This is a genomic window from Oceanobacillus salinisoli, from assembly GCF_009733865.1.
GTDB classification, from domain to species: domain Bacteria; phylum Bacillota; class Bacilli; order Bacillales; family Amphibacillaceae; genus Oceanobacillus; species Oceanobacillus salinisoli.
Genome location: NZ_WOFB01000002.1, coordinates 68,800 through 84,684, shown reverse-complemented (window position 1 = coordinate 84,684; position 15,885 = coordinate 68,800). Strand labels below are relative to the sequence as shown.

Annotated in this window: 14 protein-coding genes and 1 tRNA gene; 5 read left to right on the top strand and 10 right to left on the bottom strand. The window is 39.2% G+C overall.

Annotated elements, in window-relative coordinates; genetic code table 11:
- Positions 1–85: 85 nt before the first annotated feature.
- Positions 86–1,333 carry a glutamate-5-semialdehyde dehydrogenase gene (locus GMJ66_RS02265; RefSeq protein ID WP_156288728.1) on the bottom strand — a complete coding sequence of 416 codons (1,248 nt, stop codon included), beginning with the start codon at positions 1,331–1,333 and terminating at the stop codon, positions 86–88.
- A complete protein-coding gene (gene proB, locus GMJ66_RS02260) occupies positions 1,330–2,442 on the bottom strand; it encodes a glutamate 5-kinase (protein WP_156288727.1) in 1,113 nt (370 codons plus the stop codon). Before proB ends, GMJ66_RS02265 begins: the two co-directional genes overlap by 4 nt.
- 722 nt (positions 2,443–3,164) lie before the next feature.
- Between proB and GMJ66_RS02255 the strand changes: the two genes are divergently transcribed.
- The 5 genes from GMJ66_RS02255 (at position 3,165) to GMJ66_RS02240 (ending at position 7,237) form a co-directional block, all read left to right on the top strand.
- The gene (locus GMJ66_RS02255; protein ID WP_156288726.1) at positions 3,165–3,929 is read left to right on the top strand and encodes an NRDE family protein; all 765 of its coding nucleotides are present in this window, start codon (positions 3,165–3,167) and stop codon (positions 3,927–3,929) included.
- A gap of 535 nt (positions 3,930–4,464) precedes the next feature.
- Entirely contained in the window at positions 4,465–5,808 is a 1,344-nt protein-coding gene (locus tag GMJ66_RS02250) for a cytochrome ubiquinol oxidase subunit I (protein WP_156288988.1), read from the top strand.
- Positions 5,805–6,830, top strand: a complete 1,026-nt coding sequence (locus tag GMJ66_RS02245; RefSeq protein WP_156288725.1) for a cytochrome d ubiquinol oxidase subunit II — start codon at positions 5,805–5,807, stop codon at positions 6,828–6,830. The genes GMJ66_RS02250 and GMJ66_RS02245 overlap by 4 nt, the downstream gene beginning before the upstream one ends.
- 5 nt (positions 6,831–6,835) lie before the next feature.
- Positions 6,836–6,949 (top strand): cytochrome bd oxidase small subunit CydS, encoded by a 114-nt coding sequence (cydS, locus tag GMJ66_RS21125; RefSeq protein WP_407939182.1) that lies wholly within the window; start codon positions 6,836–6,838, stop codon positions 6,947–6,949.
- Between the two features lie 72 nt (positions 6,950–7,021).
- Positions 7,022–7,237, top strand: a complete 216-nt coding sequence (locus tag GMJ66_RS02240; RefSeq protein WP_156288724.1) for a hypothetical protein — start codon at positions 7,022–7,024, stop codon at positions 7,235–7,237.
- A 90-nt stretch (positions 7,238–7,327) separates the two neighbouring features.
- Here GMJ66_RS02240 and cydC read toward each other — a convergent pair whose 3' ends face one another.
- From cydC to GMJ66_RS02200, 8 genes are all read right to left on the bottom strand, one after another.
- A complete protein-coding gene (gene cydC / locus GMJ66_RS02235; protein ID WP_156288723.1) occupies positions 7,328–9,055 on the bottom strand; it encodes a thiol reductant ABC exporter subunit CydC in 1,728 nt (575 codons plus the stop codon).
- 1 nt (position 9,056) lies between these two features.
- Positions 9,057–10,778 (bottom strand): thiol reductant ABC exporter subunit CydD, encoded by a 1,722-nt coding sequence (gene cydD / locus GMJ66_RS02230; RefSeq protein ID WP_156288722.1) that lies wholly within the window; start codon positions 10,776–10,778, stop codon positions 9,057–9,059.
- A gap of 370 nt (positions 10,779–11,148) precedes the next feature.
- Positions 11,149–11,544, bottom strand: coding sequence for a hypothetical protein (locus GMJ66_RS02225; RefSeq protein ID WP_156288721.1), 396 nt, complete (start codon positions 11,542–11,544; stop codon positions 11,149–11,151).
- A 322-nt stretch (positions 11,545–11,866) separates the two neighbouring features.
- Positions 11,867–11,939 (bottom strand) — tRNA-Lys (locus GMJ66_RS02220).
- Positions 11,940–12,014: 75 nt separating this feature from the next.
- On the bottom strand, positions 12,015–12,233 hold the full coding sequence (locus tag GMJ66_RS02215; RefSeq protein ID WP_156288720.1) for a YdbC family protein: 219 nt from the start codon (positions 12,231–12,233) through the stop codon (positions 12,015–12,017).
- 407 nt (positions 12,234–12,640) lie between these two features.
- Positions 12,641–13,165, bottom strand: a complete 525-nt coding sequence (locus GMJ66_RS02210; RefSeq protein WP_156288719.1) for a nitroreductase family protein — start codon at positions 13,163–13,165, stop codon at positions 12,641–12,643.
- Between the two features lie 43 nt (positions 13,166–13,208).
- Positions 13,209–14,684 (bottom strand): site-specific DNA-methyltransferase, encoded by a 1,476-nt coding sequence (locus GMJ66_RS02205; protein ID WP_156288718.1) that lies wholly within the window; start codon positions 14,682–14,684, stop codon positions 13,209–13,211.
- Positions 14,685–15,510: 826 nt separating this feature from the next.
- Positions 15,511–15,705, bottom strand: a complete 195-nt coding sequence (locus GMJ66_RS02200) for a hypothetical protein (protein WP_156288717.1) — start codon at positions 15,703–15,705, stop codon at positions 15,511–15,513.
- Between the last annotated feature and the right edge of the window lie 180 nt (positions 15,706–15,885).

Sequence of the window (15,885 nt, the reverse complement as noted above, 5' to 3'; positions counted from 1 at the left end):
TACCCCATTCAGCGGCCTCATACAATTTACCGATTTCCACTCCAAATACAGAAAAAGCCATCACAACCGTGATAGCTTTTGTTTCTTATTTTCTTACTTGGCCATTTCCCTTGATATAAAACTTGCTTGAAGTAAGTGCCGGAAGACCCATTGGGCCTCTTGCATGAAGCTTCTGAGTACTGATACCAATTTCAGCACCGTAGGCAAATTCAAATCCATCTGTAAACCTCGTGGACGCATTGTGATAAACGGCAGCAGCATCAACCGCCTGCTGAAAGAGTGCCGCATTTGCATGATTTTCTGTAAGAATGGCTTCAGAGTGTCTTGTACCGTATTGGTTAATATGTTTTACCGCATCCTCTACACTATCTATTACCTTCACACTAACAGCTAACCCGAGATATTCCGTATGCCAATCCTCTTCGGTTGCAGCTTTTGCTTCGGAAAATGCATGACATACTTTTTCGTCTGCATATACCTCTACTTTGTTTTCATGTAATTTTCCCAGCAGGGTGACCCCATATTTTTCAAACCAAACCGGATGAATTAAGATGGTTTCAATTGCATTGCATACAGACGGGCGCTGTAATTTGGCATTCAAAACAATTTCCTCAGCCATATCCTGTTTCGCTGTTTCATCGATAAAAACATGGCAATTACCTGCACCAGTCTCAATAACTGGTACCGTTGATTCGCGAACGACCGCATCAATTAAATTTTTGCCGCCTCTTGGAATGAGGACGTCCAAATACTCATTTAAACGGAAAAGCTCCTTTGCCGTTTCTCTGCTCGTATCGTTAATTAATTGTACCGCATCAACTGGCACAGAACTTTTTTCCAGTGCAAGATGAATCGATTTGACCAGTGCGATATTTGAATATTTTGCAGAAGAACTTCCTCTTAAAATCACGGCATTCCCTGTTTTTAATGTTAGTGCTGCGGCATCAATCGTTACATTTGGCCTTGCTTCATATATCATGCCGACCACACCAATTGGTACTCTTCTTTTTTGGATAACTAATCCATTGTCCTTTTCAATCGTTTCCAGTGTTTCACCAATTGGATCTGACAATTCCATCACTTGCCTGATTCCTTCTGCCATTGCTTGTATGCGGTCTGGGCTAAGAAAAATCCGATCCAAAATGGAATCAGTAAGTCCCTTCTCTCTCCCATCTTCCATATCTTTTTTATTTTCTTCCAAAATGACTGAACTGTCTTCTAATATTTGATCTGCAATCAAGCTCAATGCCTCATTTTTATCCTCTGTTGTTAATCCTGTCATTTCATAACTTGCTTCCTGCGCCTTTTTTCCTTTAAACTGAACTTCGCTCATTCAATCTCCTCCCTTATTTTTTCCGCTTTCACCCATTGATCCCGGTGAATCACTTCCATTGCTGGTGGCCGAAAATCAACCCCACTCCTTTCAATTTGCTGTCTCAGTTCACTGGACGAGCATTTTACCTGGCCCTTTCCAAGAAAACCACTGGTGCTCAATACCTCCACTACATCCCCTTTTTCAAACATCCCATTCACTTTAAACACTCCTGGTGAAAGTAAACTTCTTCCATGATATAAAATTGCTTCCTCCGCTCCCTGGTCCACATAAATTTTCCCTGAGGCTTCAGAATGCAAGGCAATCCATTGTTTTTTCGTATTCACCCAACTTAAATCCTGATTTGCAATGTACGTACCATTTCCATGACCCTCTAACACGTCAAGCAGTTTTTTTGTTCCTTTTCCCTCGCCAATAAATACTGGAACTCCCAGCGAAAGTGCGGTTTTAGCTGCCAGCAGTTTGGATTTCATTCCTCCTGTTCCTACTTTGGATCCGGTGGAATCTGCTGCCTGGAACATCTCCTCGTCAATGGTTTCCAAATAGTCGAATTTCTTTGCATTCGGGTTGGTTCGAGGGTTCCCATCATAAATTCCATTTATATCCGTTAAAATAATTAATCGGTCGGCATGGACAAATCCACTAACTAATGCTGATAACATATCATTGTCTCCAAACGTTAACTCATCCACCGAAACGGTATCATTTTCATTTATAATTGGTAAAATTCCCCGATCCAGTAGCTCACTTAACGTAGCAAATGCATTTTTATACCTTTCCCGATTGGAAAAATCCGAACGGGTAAGCAAAACCAAAGCAGCCGTTATATCATAGGAATGGAACTTTTCCAAGTACGTTTGGATCAACAGACTTTGCCCTACTGCTGCAGCTGCCTGCTTCCCTTTTATCGTAACGGGTCTGGAGGAGTAGCCAAGCTTTTTAAAACCTGCAGCAACTGCCCCGGATGAAACAAGAATCACTTCATGATTTTTCTGTCTCAATGCAACGATGGCATGGACATGGTCTTCCAATTTCACCAGGTCAATTTCCCCTTTTTCATTTGTCAGTGAACTGCTTCCGATTTTAACAACAATGCGTTCCTTTGCCATTATTCTTAACTCCTATTTTAAAATTTTTTGAGATAAAAGATAAGTAAAAAAAGAGTAATTTCGCTAAATGGTGCGAATTCCAAGCGGGAGATAATTTGTCGATCATGATTATGTCATCATTTCAGAATTAAAAAGCAATCAAACTTATGAAGAAAACTTTTGCTTAAATTTCCCTAACAAAAAAAGCCCAGTCATCCTTCATTTAAAGGACGAAAGAGCTTCTGCTTCCGCGGTACCACCATTTTTGGATGTGTGTTTACACATCCCGCTTTCCTTCAAATAACGCTGAAGAAACGCCCATGTTTTAGCATGGGACTGATAAAGGCAGGTTCTGTGAGTTGCCCGTGGCGGAATCTCTCAGCTCAATAAATTCCACTCTCTGACACTGCAAGGTTCACATACTATTCCTTCGTTAACGTTCAAAGTATTATTGTAATTTATTATGGATAGAAAAGGGGGATATGTCAATAGGGAAAATTATTTTTAAATTGAATTTTTTTCAGGGACAATGAAGGAAAACTGATATATGTTGTATGTACTATCTGAACTTTCGGATGTACCCTAACGCTTCATGGCGTGCTCTTGTCGATGATTGGCAATTCCTGACATATCCCTGTATGCCGTTCCAACCTTCAACATGCTTTTCTTCGGACATACGAGGTATTATTTTTGTATTCGGGCTTACCAATTCGTATAATATGACAAAAGGGGAGAAGATACGAATGTGTTTAATAAATTTCCATTTTCATGATCATCCAACATATAAACTGATTGTGGCTGCAAACCGGGATGAGTTTTATAAGCGGCCAACTGCTCCTGCTTCATACTGGGAGGATGACCCAAACATTCTTGCTGGCCGTGATTTACTGCAAATGGGAACATGGCTTGGTGTAACCAAACAAGGTCGTTTTGCAGCATTAACGAATTATCGTGACCCTAATTTATCTGAAACCGGTAAAATATCACGTGGAGAGATTGTACGTACCTATTTAGCTGGTGGTCAAACACCGGAAGAATGTCTGGATACACTGCAAAAAAATAAGGATCAATATGCCGGGTTTAATGTCCTCATTGGTAATCAGGAACAATTATTCCATTACAATAACATATTGGATGAGCTACATACCATTACTCCGGGCACCCATGGCTTAAGTAATCACACGTTGAACACACCATGGCCAAAAGTCATTAAAGGGAAAAACATGCTGCATAATTACATAAGAGAAAATAATAACCTGGATGTAAATGAATTATTTAAAATAATTTCCGATTCGGAGAAAGCACCGGATAATGATCTACCTGATACTGGAGTTGGACTGGAGCTGGAACGAATGCTTTCCTCTTTATTTATTAAGTCCCCCGAATATGGAACAAGGTCATCAACGGTTTTACTGATTGACAAAGAAAATAAGGTTACTTTTCACGAGCGAACTTACCATAACGGAGAATTCCAAAGAGAAAAACAATATACATTCCCCATTGAATAGAGAATAAAATGCAGGAGCAAGTAGAGCTCCTGCATTTTTTTAGATTCTTTTTTTAATTGGTGGTTTTCTCTAATTTGATAAACTGCGACATAAGGACTGCTTTGCCCAATTCTAGTCTCCGGGCAATTGTGCACCCCTGCTTGCGCGATTTGATGTGGTGGTCGTGCGATTTCGTTGCGGGCTTGCGCGACTGGATTGCGTGCTTGCTCGATTTGGTTGCCTGCTCGCTCAATTTGATGTGGCGCTCGCGCGATTTGGTTTCGTGCCCACGCGACTCGACTGTGTGCCCGCTCGATTTGGTTGCGTTTTCGAGCGACTTGACTCGTGCTCGCGCGCAATTTATATCAACTACAATTAAAAGTAACAAAACTGACAATAGAGCCTTTAGCTTAAAATGGGATTAAATCCATAAAACACATAATAATTAATTAGAAATCGCAAACACTAAACCTATATTTTGTGCCTGCGAATTACTTTATCAACTTATTTTTTTAAATGCGATAGATCCCGGGACGAGTTAAAGGAGGAGACGATGATGATATTGGAAGACCCGGTTCTAGCCAGCCGTTTTTTAACGTTAATGACCCTGACCTTTCATGTGATTTATGCAACGATTGGTGTTGGAGTTCCATTGCTTATTATCATTGCCCATTGGCTGGGAATCCGTAAAAATGATGAACACTACATTCTGATGGCAAGACGCTGGTCCAAGGGTTATCTTGTAACCGTAGCAGTGGGGGTTGTAACAGGTACCATTATTGGACTGCAGTTGTCCTTACTCTGGCCAAACTTCATGGAACTGGCAGGTCAAATCATTGCCCTTCCTTTATTTATGGAAACATTTGCATTTTTCTTTGAAGCTATATTTTTAGGAATCTATGCCTACACATGGGATCGATTTGCTGATCAGCGCAAGCATTTACTATTGCTTATTCCCGTTGCTATTGGTGGAGGAATGTCGGCATTCTTTATCACCATTGTCAATTCTTTTATGAACTCTCCTGCTGGTTTTGATATGGTGAATGGACAGCTTGTCAATGCCGACCCCATTGCAGCGATGTTTAATCCTGCAATGGTAACCAAGGTCTTCCATGTCGTGGTTACTGCCTATATGGCGGCAGCATTTGTACTTGCATCCATTGCCGCATTCCAATTATTAAAAGGATCGAAACATCCTTATCATAAAAAAGCACTATACTTAACGATGAAAATTGGTCTTATTTTTTCAATTGCGACTGCGGTTAATGGGGATTTTTCTGGAAAATATCTTGCCGCATATCAGCCGGAGAAATTAGCTGCTGCTGAATGGCATTTTGAAACAGAAGGCTATGCCCCCCTTCTTATGTATGGCGTGCTGGATGAAAATCAGGAAGTCAAATATTCAATAAAAATTCCTTTTGCCCTAAGCATACTCGCTCACGGAAATCCGTCAGCCGAGGTTATTGGATTAAATGAATTTTCTGAAGAAGAAACCCCACCATTAATTATCCATTATTTCTTTGATTCGATGGTAACTATCGGTGTTTTCATGATTTTATTATCCTTTGTATATTGGATTGGAATCAAACGGGGCTGGGCCTTTATCAAATCAAAAGGGTTCCGCTGGATTATTGTCCTTGGCGGTCCATTATCCCTCCTTGCTATTGAGTTCGGTTGGTGGATGGCTGAAGTTGGAAGACAGCCATGGATATTACGGGGTATTATGACAGTGGATCAAGCAGCAACGACCAGTGATTATGTCCATGTCATGATTCTTCTCTTTGGATTGTTATATATCATCCTTGGTGTCGGTACCATCGTAGTTTTACGCCGTATATTTAAACAAAACCCAATTGAGGCTGAACTTAAACGAATCGAACAGGGGGCTGATCCGTCATGAGCTTAGAAATTTTGGGAATTTCAGTACTTTGGACATTTCTGTTTGGTTATGTGATCATCGGTTCGATTGACTATGGTGCAGGTTTCTTTAATGCATATAGTATCATCACCGGTAGAGAGCATATTTTATCAAAAGTAATCCAGCGTTACCTTTCACCAGTATGGGAAATTACCAACGTATTTTTCGTATTCTTTTTCGTGGGTATTGTTGGTTTTTTTCCACAAACTGCTTATTATATCGGAACCATTTTCCTTGTTCCTGGAAGTATTGGACTCATTTTGCTGGCCATCCGTGGGTCCTATTATGCTTTTGAAACATATGGTTCCAAGGGACATAAGGGTTATGCTTTTTTGTATGGATTAACAGGATTATTGATTCCTGCAGCCTTATCTACCGTACTGGCGATTTCAGAAGGTGGGTTTGTCTTTATCGAAGACGGAAATCCCGTTCTTGATTACTGGGCATTGTTTACCAGTCCATTATCATGGTCAATTGTCATATTGAGCATTGTTGCAGTTTTATATATTTCCGCTGTGTTTCTTACTTGGTATGCTAACCAGACAGGCGATGACGAAGCAACAAAACTCATGCGCCGGTATGCATTGATTTGGGCATTGCCTTTGATTGTAACAGCTGGTGGTATTGTATATGAATTACGTTTTCATAATCCTGAGCACTATGAGAGATTAGTGGACCTTTGGTGGGTGTTTGGATTATCCTTTTTGCTCTGGGCACTAACCGTTTGGTTCATCTGGAAACGCAAAAATTATGGGACAGCAGTTTGGCTCTTATTTGGACAATTTGCACTTGCTTTTTACGCATATGGCATTTCCCATTATCCATACCTACTCTACCCACATTTGACGATTCACGAAGGGTTTACAAATCGAGCGATGGCTATCTCGCTGGTGGTTGTGTTTATTCTCGGCCTGGCCTTACTACTGCCTTCTTTATATCTTGTGTTAAAACTGTTTTTATTCAATAAAAATTATGTACGAGGAACGAAGGAACAAAAGGAGTGAAGGATTTGTTTGATGACTTTTTAATTTTTGTTGCTCCAATTATTATTACCATTGCGGCCATTGTCATTTCTTTCTGGGCAGCACTAAAAGATTCACCTGCTATAGAGGAAGACGAGTGAATCCATGTTGCCCTATTTAACATCTATAATTTTCAACTCCTTTGGTTAAATTACCGATAGGAGGTGGAATAAATGGCAAAGAACAACAAAGAAAAAACGAATGAAAAAATTAACGTCAAACTTGGTGGAATGGGACTTTACGGAACTACTTCCAATACCGAAATTGCGGGATACAAAGCAACAGGTGACATTGAAAATGCCGGTCAAGCAGATAAATTGGAAAGAGTGGAAGAAGAGGATATTTCAGCTGCAGCATCCATTAAAGAAGGAGATCAAGAGGGGTATTAAGCAGGGATAGGAGCTGATAATTCAGCTCCTATTATTTTCTGTGCACGACTTTCTGCAAATATCGCGTGAGAAGCCCCCGCTATTCAGGATTCAAGTAACTCCCCAAGTAAACACACTCTTTTCAATTTGCTTCATCCCGTAAAAATAGCCTCTCATCTCCATCAATTCATGATAATTCCCCATCTCCACAATTCTTCCTCGATCCATTACGACAATCTGATCCATCTCTTCTAATCCCTGTAATCGATGACTAATCAGGACAAGCGTATCCTTTTCTGCTAAAGAAAAAAGATGCTGATAAATTTCCGCCTCTGTAATAGCATCCAAGGAGGAGGTCGGTTCATCAAGAAGCCATAAGGGTGCTTTCTTCAAAAAAATCCGTGCAATGGCCAAACGCTGCTTTTCGCCCCCTGAAAGATTTTCCCCCTTCTCTAATACAGAATCATCCAAAGAAAAATGGCCAAGTTTTACTTTTTCCAATACCTGAAGGATGTCATCATCCGCTGTCTTTGCATCTAACAGTAAATTATCGCGAATTGTTCCGAAAAAGAAATGATTTTCCTGAAGCACGATGTTCGTATGTTTCCAAATACTTTCCTTGTTTAGTTGACGGTAGGGCTGATCATTGATACGAATCTCCCCATCAGCGATTGGATATAAATACATGATTAATTGCATGAGTGTTGACTTTCCGGACCCACTTGGACCAACAATTGCGGTTTTCGAACCTGCAGGAAGTCTCAACGAAATATTGGAAAGCGCCTTTCTCGACTGATCAGGAAAAGTAAATGTCAGATTTTCTACCTCCAAGGAAGGAGCACTTTGTATGATTAGCTTAGCTTTCCCAACATCTGATTCCTGCACTTCCTCATAACTTACAACCTTATTTAAGCGAGCAGCTGCTTGTTTGTTATCTTCTAAATGACCAGGTAACGCTGCAATTGTCGTAACATTTTCAAAAACGGTTAAAGATATCATGACGAGCATGGCCAGGAAGATTCCATCCAGCTGTCCTTCACTAACCAAATAAGCTCCAGTTCCTAAAACGATAAACGATATACTTAAGGATAGAAAGGTATTGACAGATTCGCCAAACAAATGATGGATTTCTTCTCTTTCCTGTTCCTTTAAATACGCATCAGATGACAGATTTAGCTGATGCTCCTTCCCTTCTACTTGCTGATATATTTTCAAATCCCGGTATCCATAAAGAAATTCAGTTATCTCGATTGAAAATCTGCTGCGACTGTTCCTTACTTTAAGCTGAAACTTTCGTTGCCTTAGTAAGAAAAGCGCTGGTACAATAATTGTCGTCAAAATAAATCCAATAAAAATAATGAGCGCTGCTTCCATTGAAAAAAACATAGCAATAAAAATGGTGCAAACAAAGATAAGAGCGGTTACGATTGGCGGATAAAAAACCAACAGGAAGAAATTCTGCAACGTTTCAATATCCCCTACTATTCTCGCTAAAAGATCTCCACTTCGATATTGATGAAATACACGGGGTACCAATGGTTCGATTTTTTCATAAAAGGAACTACGTAAATTGCTTAACATCGTAAACGTTCCGCGATGGGAAAAATAACGTTCCCCGTAGCGGCTTACTGCAGAAATAATTCCCAGCAGCTTTACCGATGCAACTAGAATCATTAGCGTATAGATTGGCGGGGCAAATGCAGATTTGGAAATTAAATATCCACTCGATGCAAAGAGACCAACTGCAGTTATTCCCGCAATAAAACCACACAGTACTGATAAATAGATATCCCTTTTCTCACGAAACATGATTTTGACAATCGTTCCTAAATCTTTCACGTTAAGCACCTCCCTGCTGAACAGAAACCATCCTTTTGTATAACGCATGATTCAATAGCTCCTGATGGGTACCAGCTGTAATGATTTTTCCGTCCTCCATCACCATAATTTTATCTGCACGCTGAATCGTATGCAGCCGATGGGCCACAGTAATAACGGTGGCATTCCTCGATAATTCATCCAGCGATTCCTGTAAAATCCGCTCCGTATAAAGGTCTAATCCTGTTGTAGGCTCATCAAATAAAATGACAGATGGCCGTTTTAAAAAAGCTCGGGCAATCGCAATCCGCTGTTTTTCTCCACCAGAAAGTCCTCTCCCTACCTCCCCGATTTTCGTATCATAACCATCTGCCAAAGACCGTACTACTTCAGCTATTCCGGCTTTTTCCCCAGCATGTTCGATTTCTTCCATTGTCGTAGAATGCCGAGAACCGACAGCAATATTTTCAGCAATCGTTCCCGAAAACAAATAAGGAGATTGGGAAATATAGCTTACACCTCCAAACCATTCTTCTTCCTTGTACATATCCCGAGGATTTCCGTTAATGAGTATTTTTCCTGCCGTTAATGGAAATAGTCCAGCAAGAACATGCAATAACGTTGTTTTACCAGAACCGGTTTTGCCGACAATTGCCACATTTTCATAAGGATGGATGACAAGATTTATGTTTGTCAGACTAAATCCAGCATCCCCATAACGAAAACCAGCTTTACTTAAAACGATAGTTGGCGGTGTTTTTTCATCTAAGTGCTCCTCTCCCCACGTAACAGGAGCAAATGTATTTTCCAGCTCCTCTTCTATCACATTAGCTGCACCTATACTGCCTTTTCCTGTATGAAATGCACTGCCCAATTCTTTCAGCTTATTATAAAACTCCGGTGCCAATATGAGCATGAGAAACCCTGTATAAAAGCTCAAATCCTGAAAAATAATCATTCGAATCGCAACTTCCAATGCAATCAATCCAATACTTAACATAGAAACAAACTCTAATATTAGAGAATTTTGAAAGGCAATTTTTAATACATCCATCGTAGCATCTCGAAACTCCAAACTGCTTTTTCTGATTTCTTCTTTTTGTTTTTGAGAGTGGCCAAATAATTTTAATGTAGTCAGACCTTGTAATGTATCGAGAAACTTCCCTGAAAAAGCTGCCATTTTATGTAGCTGTTCTTCTGATTTATCCTTCGTTTTAAAACCGATAACCACCATATATATTGGGATAAATGGTGCAGTAATTAGAATAATCACTCCTGTCGGTACATGCTCAAAAAATATAACGATGAAGATCAATACTGGAATGATGGTTGCCTGAAAGATTTTCGGGATATATTTGCTAAAATAGCTATCCACTTTATCTACTGCATCCAACAGGACACTTACTTTTTGTCCAGATTGTCCGTGGATAGAAGACTGAAGCGTTGTATTGGAATAAGTACGAAGAAGAAATTGACGAAGACCTCTTTTCACCCTCGAAGCCATCTTTATCCCTGTTTTCCCTATAAGATAGTTAAATAACGTTCTTGCAAAAAGAACAAACAGCAATCCGGCTAATAATGTAGTGATGTCAGAAAAAGGAACACCCTTAAGGAATACACCGTCAATAATTGTAGCGAATAAATAGGCTTGTCCAAGGATGGAAGCACCCGAGAAGAAAGCATAAACCCCTAAAAGTATAAGATTCCCTTTCTGTTTTTTAGCCATCTCTTTTAGCTTTAACATTGCTGTGCCCCCTGAATCATTTTCTGACACGTTACTAAATATGTAAGAATAGCGTTATTTTAACAGTGTATACATAATTAATACTTCATATTACAGTTAGTATCTTATTACCATAATCTGGTAATAAATCCAGACTACACGAAAGCTGTTTGATGCCCCGCAACAGTTGAATTATTCACACGAAAGCTGAATTCTCTGCATGATGGCTGAATTATTTCCGCGAAAGCTGAATTCCTCACATGAAAGCTAAATTTTATCTTCCGCAACTAGTAGCAACTCATCAGAAATACCATTACTCAACTATGTGATAAAAAGAAAAAGAACAACTGCTAATTCACATCAGAATTTTACAGCTGTTCTTTTTCAAACATTAGCCTCTTTTCTTATTCATCCACTTTCTAAATCCATAAATGATCAGACCAACCACCGCATAGATCATAAATAAGACAACAAATCCCCATAACCCGGCAACCGCATCGGCGAATTCCATGTTTCCGCGATTCGTTATCGCCTGCTGCAGCTCAATCGCAAATACTAAAACAACCATTCCCGTAAACGTATAGATAAACGACAAAATCGTAATACTCCACTTCATTCTTGCAATCCATTTAAAGAAGAAATATACGACTAAAAACGTAAACATTCCAATAACTCCAATAATCCAAAAATGCAGCTCCTTATCGGTCATATGAAACCCAAAAATATCTATGAGAATATCATGAATCTCATTTACAGCATCTGCCATTGCCAACACAATCTCTTTCATATGAATCTACCAACTTCCAGTATATTTTTCTATTATTTTACTATGAAATTTAACCTTTAAAAACCCAGCGTCCTAAGAAAAACTCATAGCTCTCCTATTAGCATAGCGACGTCTTGAATTCAAATTTTTTTCATGTAGCTTTGCGTGGGGGCTACTTCACTGAATCATCTTGAAACACGGCGAGGACATTTTTATCCGTTTTTCTTATACTTGGGGTGTTAAAATTTAACTACGTTGAACCGACTTCTTGCTAAAATTTATATTTTCCAGGAAAAAAGAGAGAGGTTAGACTCTAGAGCCTAACCTCTCTCTTTTTTTATTATGGGACATGTAGGGCTCGAACCTACGACCCGCTGATTAAGAGTCAGCTGCTCTCCCAACTGAGCTAATATCCCGTATCCAATTGCGATTATTTTATTTTACCATATCCCAAAATGAATTGCAAGACTCTTTTGTCAATGATTGTTATATTACTCCCATTCTGCTAGAGTTGCTTTTAAATTTAATAACTCTTCTTTGGTTAGGGTGACACCTTTTCCCATTTTATCCTTATCTGGTGCCCAATCCCTCAAGTCGTATTTTGGATCTCTGCCATTCCAGCTAATGAGATTTAACTCTTTAGTCCATCCCTTAGGTGATTCAGAAAGTACTGCAATCTTTTCGATAATATCGTATTTTAAATCTGCCATCGCGATCTCTCCTTTATTCATATACTTCTTTATTAACTTGAATCGTTAAACAAACAACACCTTTTTCTAGAATACCCTCTTTACACTCGTCTAAACCATGGTATCTAATTTTATAGACAGCTTATTCGCTCCAGCATTATACACCAGAAGTATAGAAAGGGAGGTGTAAATGCGGCAGATTCTATCTTTTCAGCTTTATCCATAGTTGTCTGGAATTGATTGGGCTGGTGGAATCATGTTTATCACTGATTACTGGCTGTATGCCCCCACTTCATTAAAGATTCACTTTATCAGATGGGGAGCATTTCCTGATTCCCAATGTATGTAATTCGTAAACCAAAAACATTCTTTCAAACTAATGAAATGGACACACCATCTCATCTGGTTACACTTTCACTGCTTCCACATTAGCTAAATTTCTCATACGATACCACTTCTTCTCTAGGAATATGATTCTTTGGCTTTGGATTCTCTTTCGGATAGCCTAATCCTAGTACCGCAACCACTCGCTGCTCTTCTGGTAAATTTAATAGCGCACGAACATGATTTTCCCTCTTTATGGATTCCTCTTCATCTTCCGAGTGATAAACCGCACCGAACGCAGAACCAATTCCTACTTCTACTGCTTCCAGCCAAATAAAAGCACAAGCAATCGATGCATCCTGCAGCCAATATTTGCTTACTGTCGGATTTCCAGTAACAGCAATTGCAGCAGGTGCTTCCTTCAGCCATTTCATATAAGGCGTTGTTTCCGAGAGCTTATCAAGTGTTACACGGTCTTTTACAACGACTATATGCTTCGAAGGCAGATTATTCCCTGTTGGCGCATAATATCCAGCATCTTCTACTTTCTTCAGCTTATCATCCGGAATCAATTGATCACTATACTTCGTAATCTCTCTTCTTTCCTGAATAGCTTGAAAAACATTCATTTTTTATCCCCACCATTATTTTCCATTTTAACACAACCAAAAGCTACTTCTCCGTTAATTCAAAATATTTAAAGCCTAGATCACTATTTTTTCTGCCATTTAATAATCTTTGTCTACTCCTTATTAGCCGCTCCCTTCCAAGCTCACTTATTGTGCGAAACCCATCTTTGTATGCCACCGACTTTTTATCAATTAATTCTGGAAGCTGAACAAGAATGAATCGGTGGTTTCCTCCAAATTCCCTATTAAACCGCCAAACTGCTTCACCAGTCGTACCTGACCCCGAGAAGAAATCCAGGACAATTGCTTTTTCATCTTGATATAAAAGGGACTGGATTAACCGGCGAATTAGTTTTTCAGGCTTTGAATAATCAAATAATTTTTTCCCAAATAAGTCTGTTATTTCCTTGTCCGCATCTTCATAGGTTGGAAATCCATAGCCTGTAATGGAAAACAGGTTTTTAATTTTTTTTACTTCTCCACCGGGTTTTACGTGATTCGGTCGAAAGGGAACTTTACTAATCACAATTTCTTCTCCGTTTCGAATAATTTCATTTACCTTTTCCTGGGAGTAACGCCATTCCCCCTTAAGACGAAACATATTTTGATTGACCCCATGTTTAATTACGACATCATCCAATAGCTCGGTTATGATTTTGCCTGCAGACATATCCTGCGCTTTGATCGTTGAATCCTTTAATCGAAATTTTACTGTACCTTTTGGAAAGGTTAAAACACCCAACGTATTTCCCGCATTATTAAATGGATATTTTTTCCCTTCTTCCGTTTTTTCTATAGAAAGAGCATGCGATTTTTCATTGTTCTTTGAAAAGACGAGAATGTATTCTGTAACACAGCCAATATTTCGATCCAAAAAAGATGGCTTTTTCTTTTTCTCCCAAATAAACGTTGTTACAAAGTTTTCTTCACCGAAAATCTCATCACAGATTTTCTTCAGATTATAGAGTTCTTTATCACTAATACTAATAAAAATCATGCCATCCTCTGTTAATAGATTTTTGGCCAATAGTAATCTTGGGTACATATAATTCAACCAGTTTGTATGAAATCTGCCATATAGCTCTGTAGTGTCATTGTTTGTTTTGTAGTTGCTGAGAGTTTCACTGAAATCATCTTTATAAATAAAATCCATTCCAGTATTGTAAGGGGGGTCAATATAAATCATTTTGACTTGTTCTAGATGAGATTGCTGCAGAAGGCGTAATACTTCCAGATTATCTCCTTCAATGTATAGATTCTCTGTCGTATCCCAGTCGATACTCTTGGAGCGGTTTGGTTTTAACATATTGGTCGGGGCTTCATAGGCCAAGCGAATGGCATCATTTTTCCCATGCCAAGTAAATTCATAGCGCTGACTCTCTTCCGTATTCTCTCCTAATAGTGTGAGCAGTTTATTAAGATTTAGCTTGGTACCAGTAAAAGCTTCGGGAAATACTTCTTTCATTTTTTGAATATTTCGCTCGACCATACCAAGGCTTGTTCCATCTATTTTTTCCATGTTCGATCTCCTATATCATCCAATAATAGTTTGAATCTAATTCCTCTCTATTATATATTAACCCAGTACATTTGTCAGACAATTTGCAATTAAAAAAGGCAATCACATTCTCTTAGTTTTTAGTGATTGCCTTTCTGTCTTTTTTTATGCTCTTTAGGCACCTGGAACCAGGCTATGTTACCCTTCATTCTTTTTCATACTCTATGCGGGCACGTAGAACCTCGCTACGTGACTTTTCTTTCTTTTTCATACTCTATTCGGGCATCTAGAACCTCGCTACGTTACCTTTCAAGCTTTTTCACGCTTTCTTCGGGCACCTAGAACCCTGCTACGTTACCTTTCAACCTTTTTCACGCTCTATTCGGGCACCTAGAACCTCGCTACGTTACCTTTTAATCTTTTTCATGTTCTATTCAGGCACCTAGAACCTCGCTACGTGACTTTTCAATCTTTTTCATGCTCTATTCAGGCACCTAGAACCTCGCTACGTGACTTTTCAATCTTTTTCATGCTCTATTCAGGCACCTAGAACCTCGCTACGTGACTTTTCAATCTTTTTCATGCTCTATTCCGGCACCTAGAACCTCGCTACGTGACCTTTCAACCTTTTTCACGCTCTATTCCGGCACCTAGAACCTCGCTACGTGACTTTTCAATCTTTTTCACGCTCTATTCAGGCACCTAGAACCTCGCTACGTTACCTTTCAACCTTTTTCATGCTCTATTCAGACACCTAGAACTTCGCTACGTTACCTTTCAAGCTATTTACACAAACTGCTCTGTCTTCTAGAAATTTTTTCTAATACTCCCGAACATTCTCTACACTTCAGCTTGTAAACATAGACTGATCCAGTACTGTTTGGACATGGGAGAGTTCTCTCGATGCCTGGCGAATGGCTTCTTCATACAGGACAGGGTCAGATTCGAATTTTTGAATCGCCTGGGAAATTAATTCCTCTGATAAAGATATATTTGCTCTCGCTTCATTTAACTGATTAACATTTTCCCGCTGATTATCCATTTTATCTCTCCTACTACATAATTTATTACTAGGATGAGCATATTTGAAGCATTCTATAAGTAGAGTCAACAAATTCCTTAAACAAAATACGAACATTAGTTCTTATTACCGATTATATTAACGGAGTTATTATGATAGAATATACCATGACAACTACAAGGATAGTGGGCGGTTGATCAT

Coding starts and splice junctions, on each gene's coding strand:
- GMJ66_RS02265 (WP_156288728.1), bottom strand. CDS start 1,333: ATGAGCGAAGTTCAGTTTAAAGGAAAAAAGGCGCAGGAAGCAAGTTAT.
- proB (WP_156288727.1), bottom strand. CDS start 2,442: ATGGCAAAGGAACGCATTGTTGTTAAAATCGGAAGCAGTTCACTGACA.
- GMJ66_RS02255 (WP_156288726.1), top strand. CDS start 3,165: ATGTGTTTAATAAATTTCCATTTTCATGATCATCCAACATATAAACTG.
- GMJ66_RS02250 (WP_156288988.1), top strand. CDS start 4,465: ATGATATTGGAAGACCCGGTTCTAGCCAGCCGTTTTTTAACGTTAATG.
- GMJ66_RS02245 (WP_156288725.1), top strand. CDS start 5,805: ATGAGCTTAGAAATTTTGGGAATTTCAGTACTTTGGACATTTCTGTTT.
- GMJ66_RS02240 (WP_156288724.1), top strand. CDS start 7,022: ATGGCAAAGAACAACAAAGAAAAAACGAATGAAAAAATTAACGTCAAA.
- cydD (WP_156288722.1), bottom strand. CDS start 10,778: ATGTTAAAGCTAAAAGAGATGGCTAAAAAACAGAAAGGGAATCTTATA.
- GMJ66_RS02225 (WP_156288721.1), bottom strand. CDS start 11,544: ATGAAAGAGATTGTGTTGGCAATGGCAGATGCTGTAAATGAGATTCAT.
- GMJ66_RS02215 (WP_156288720.1), bottom strand. CDS start 12,233: ATGGCAGATTTAAAATACGATATTATCGAAAAGATTGCAGTACTTTCT.
- GMJ66_RS02210 (WP_156288719.1), bottom strand. CDS start 13,165: ATGAATGTTTTTCAAGCTATTCAGGAAAGAAGAGAGATTACGAAGTAT.
- GMJ66_RS02205 (WP_156288718.1), bottom strand. CDS start 14,684: ATGGAAAAAATAGATGGAACAAGCCTTGGTATGGTCGAGCGAAATATT.
- GMJ66_RS02200 (WP_156288717.1), bottom strand. CDS start 15,705: ATGGATAATCAGCGGGAAAATGTTAATCAGTTAAATGAAGCGAGAGCA.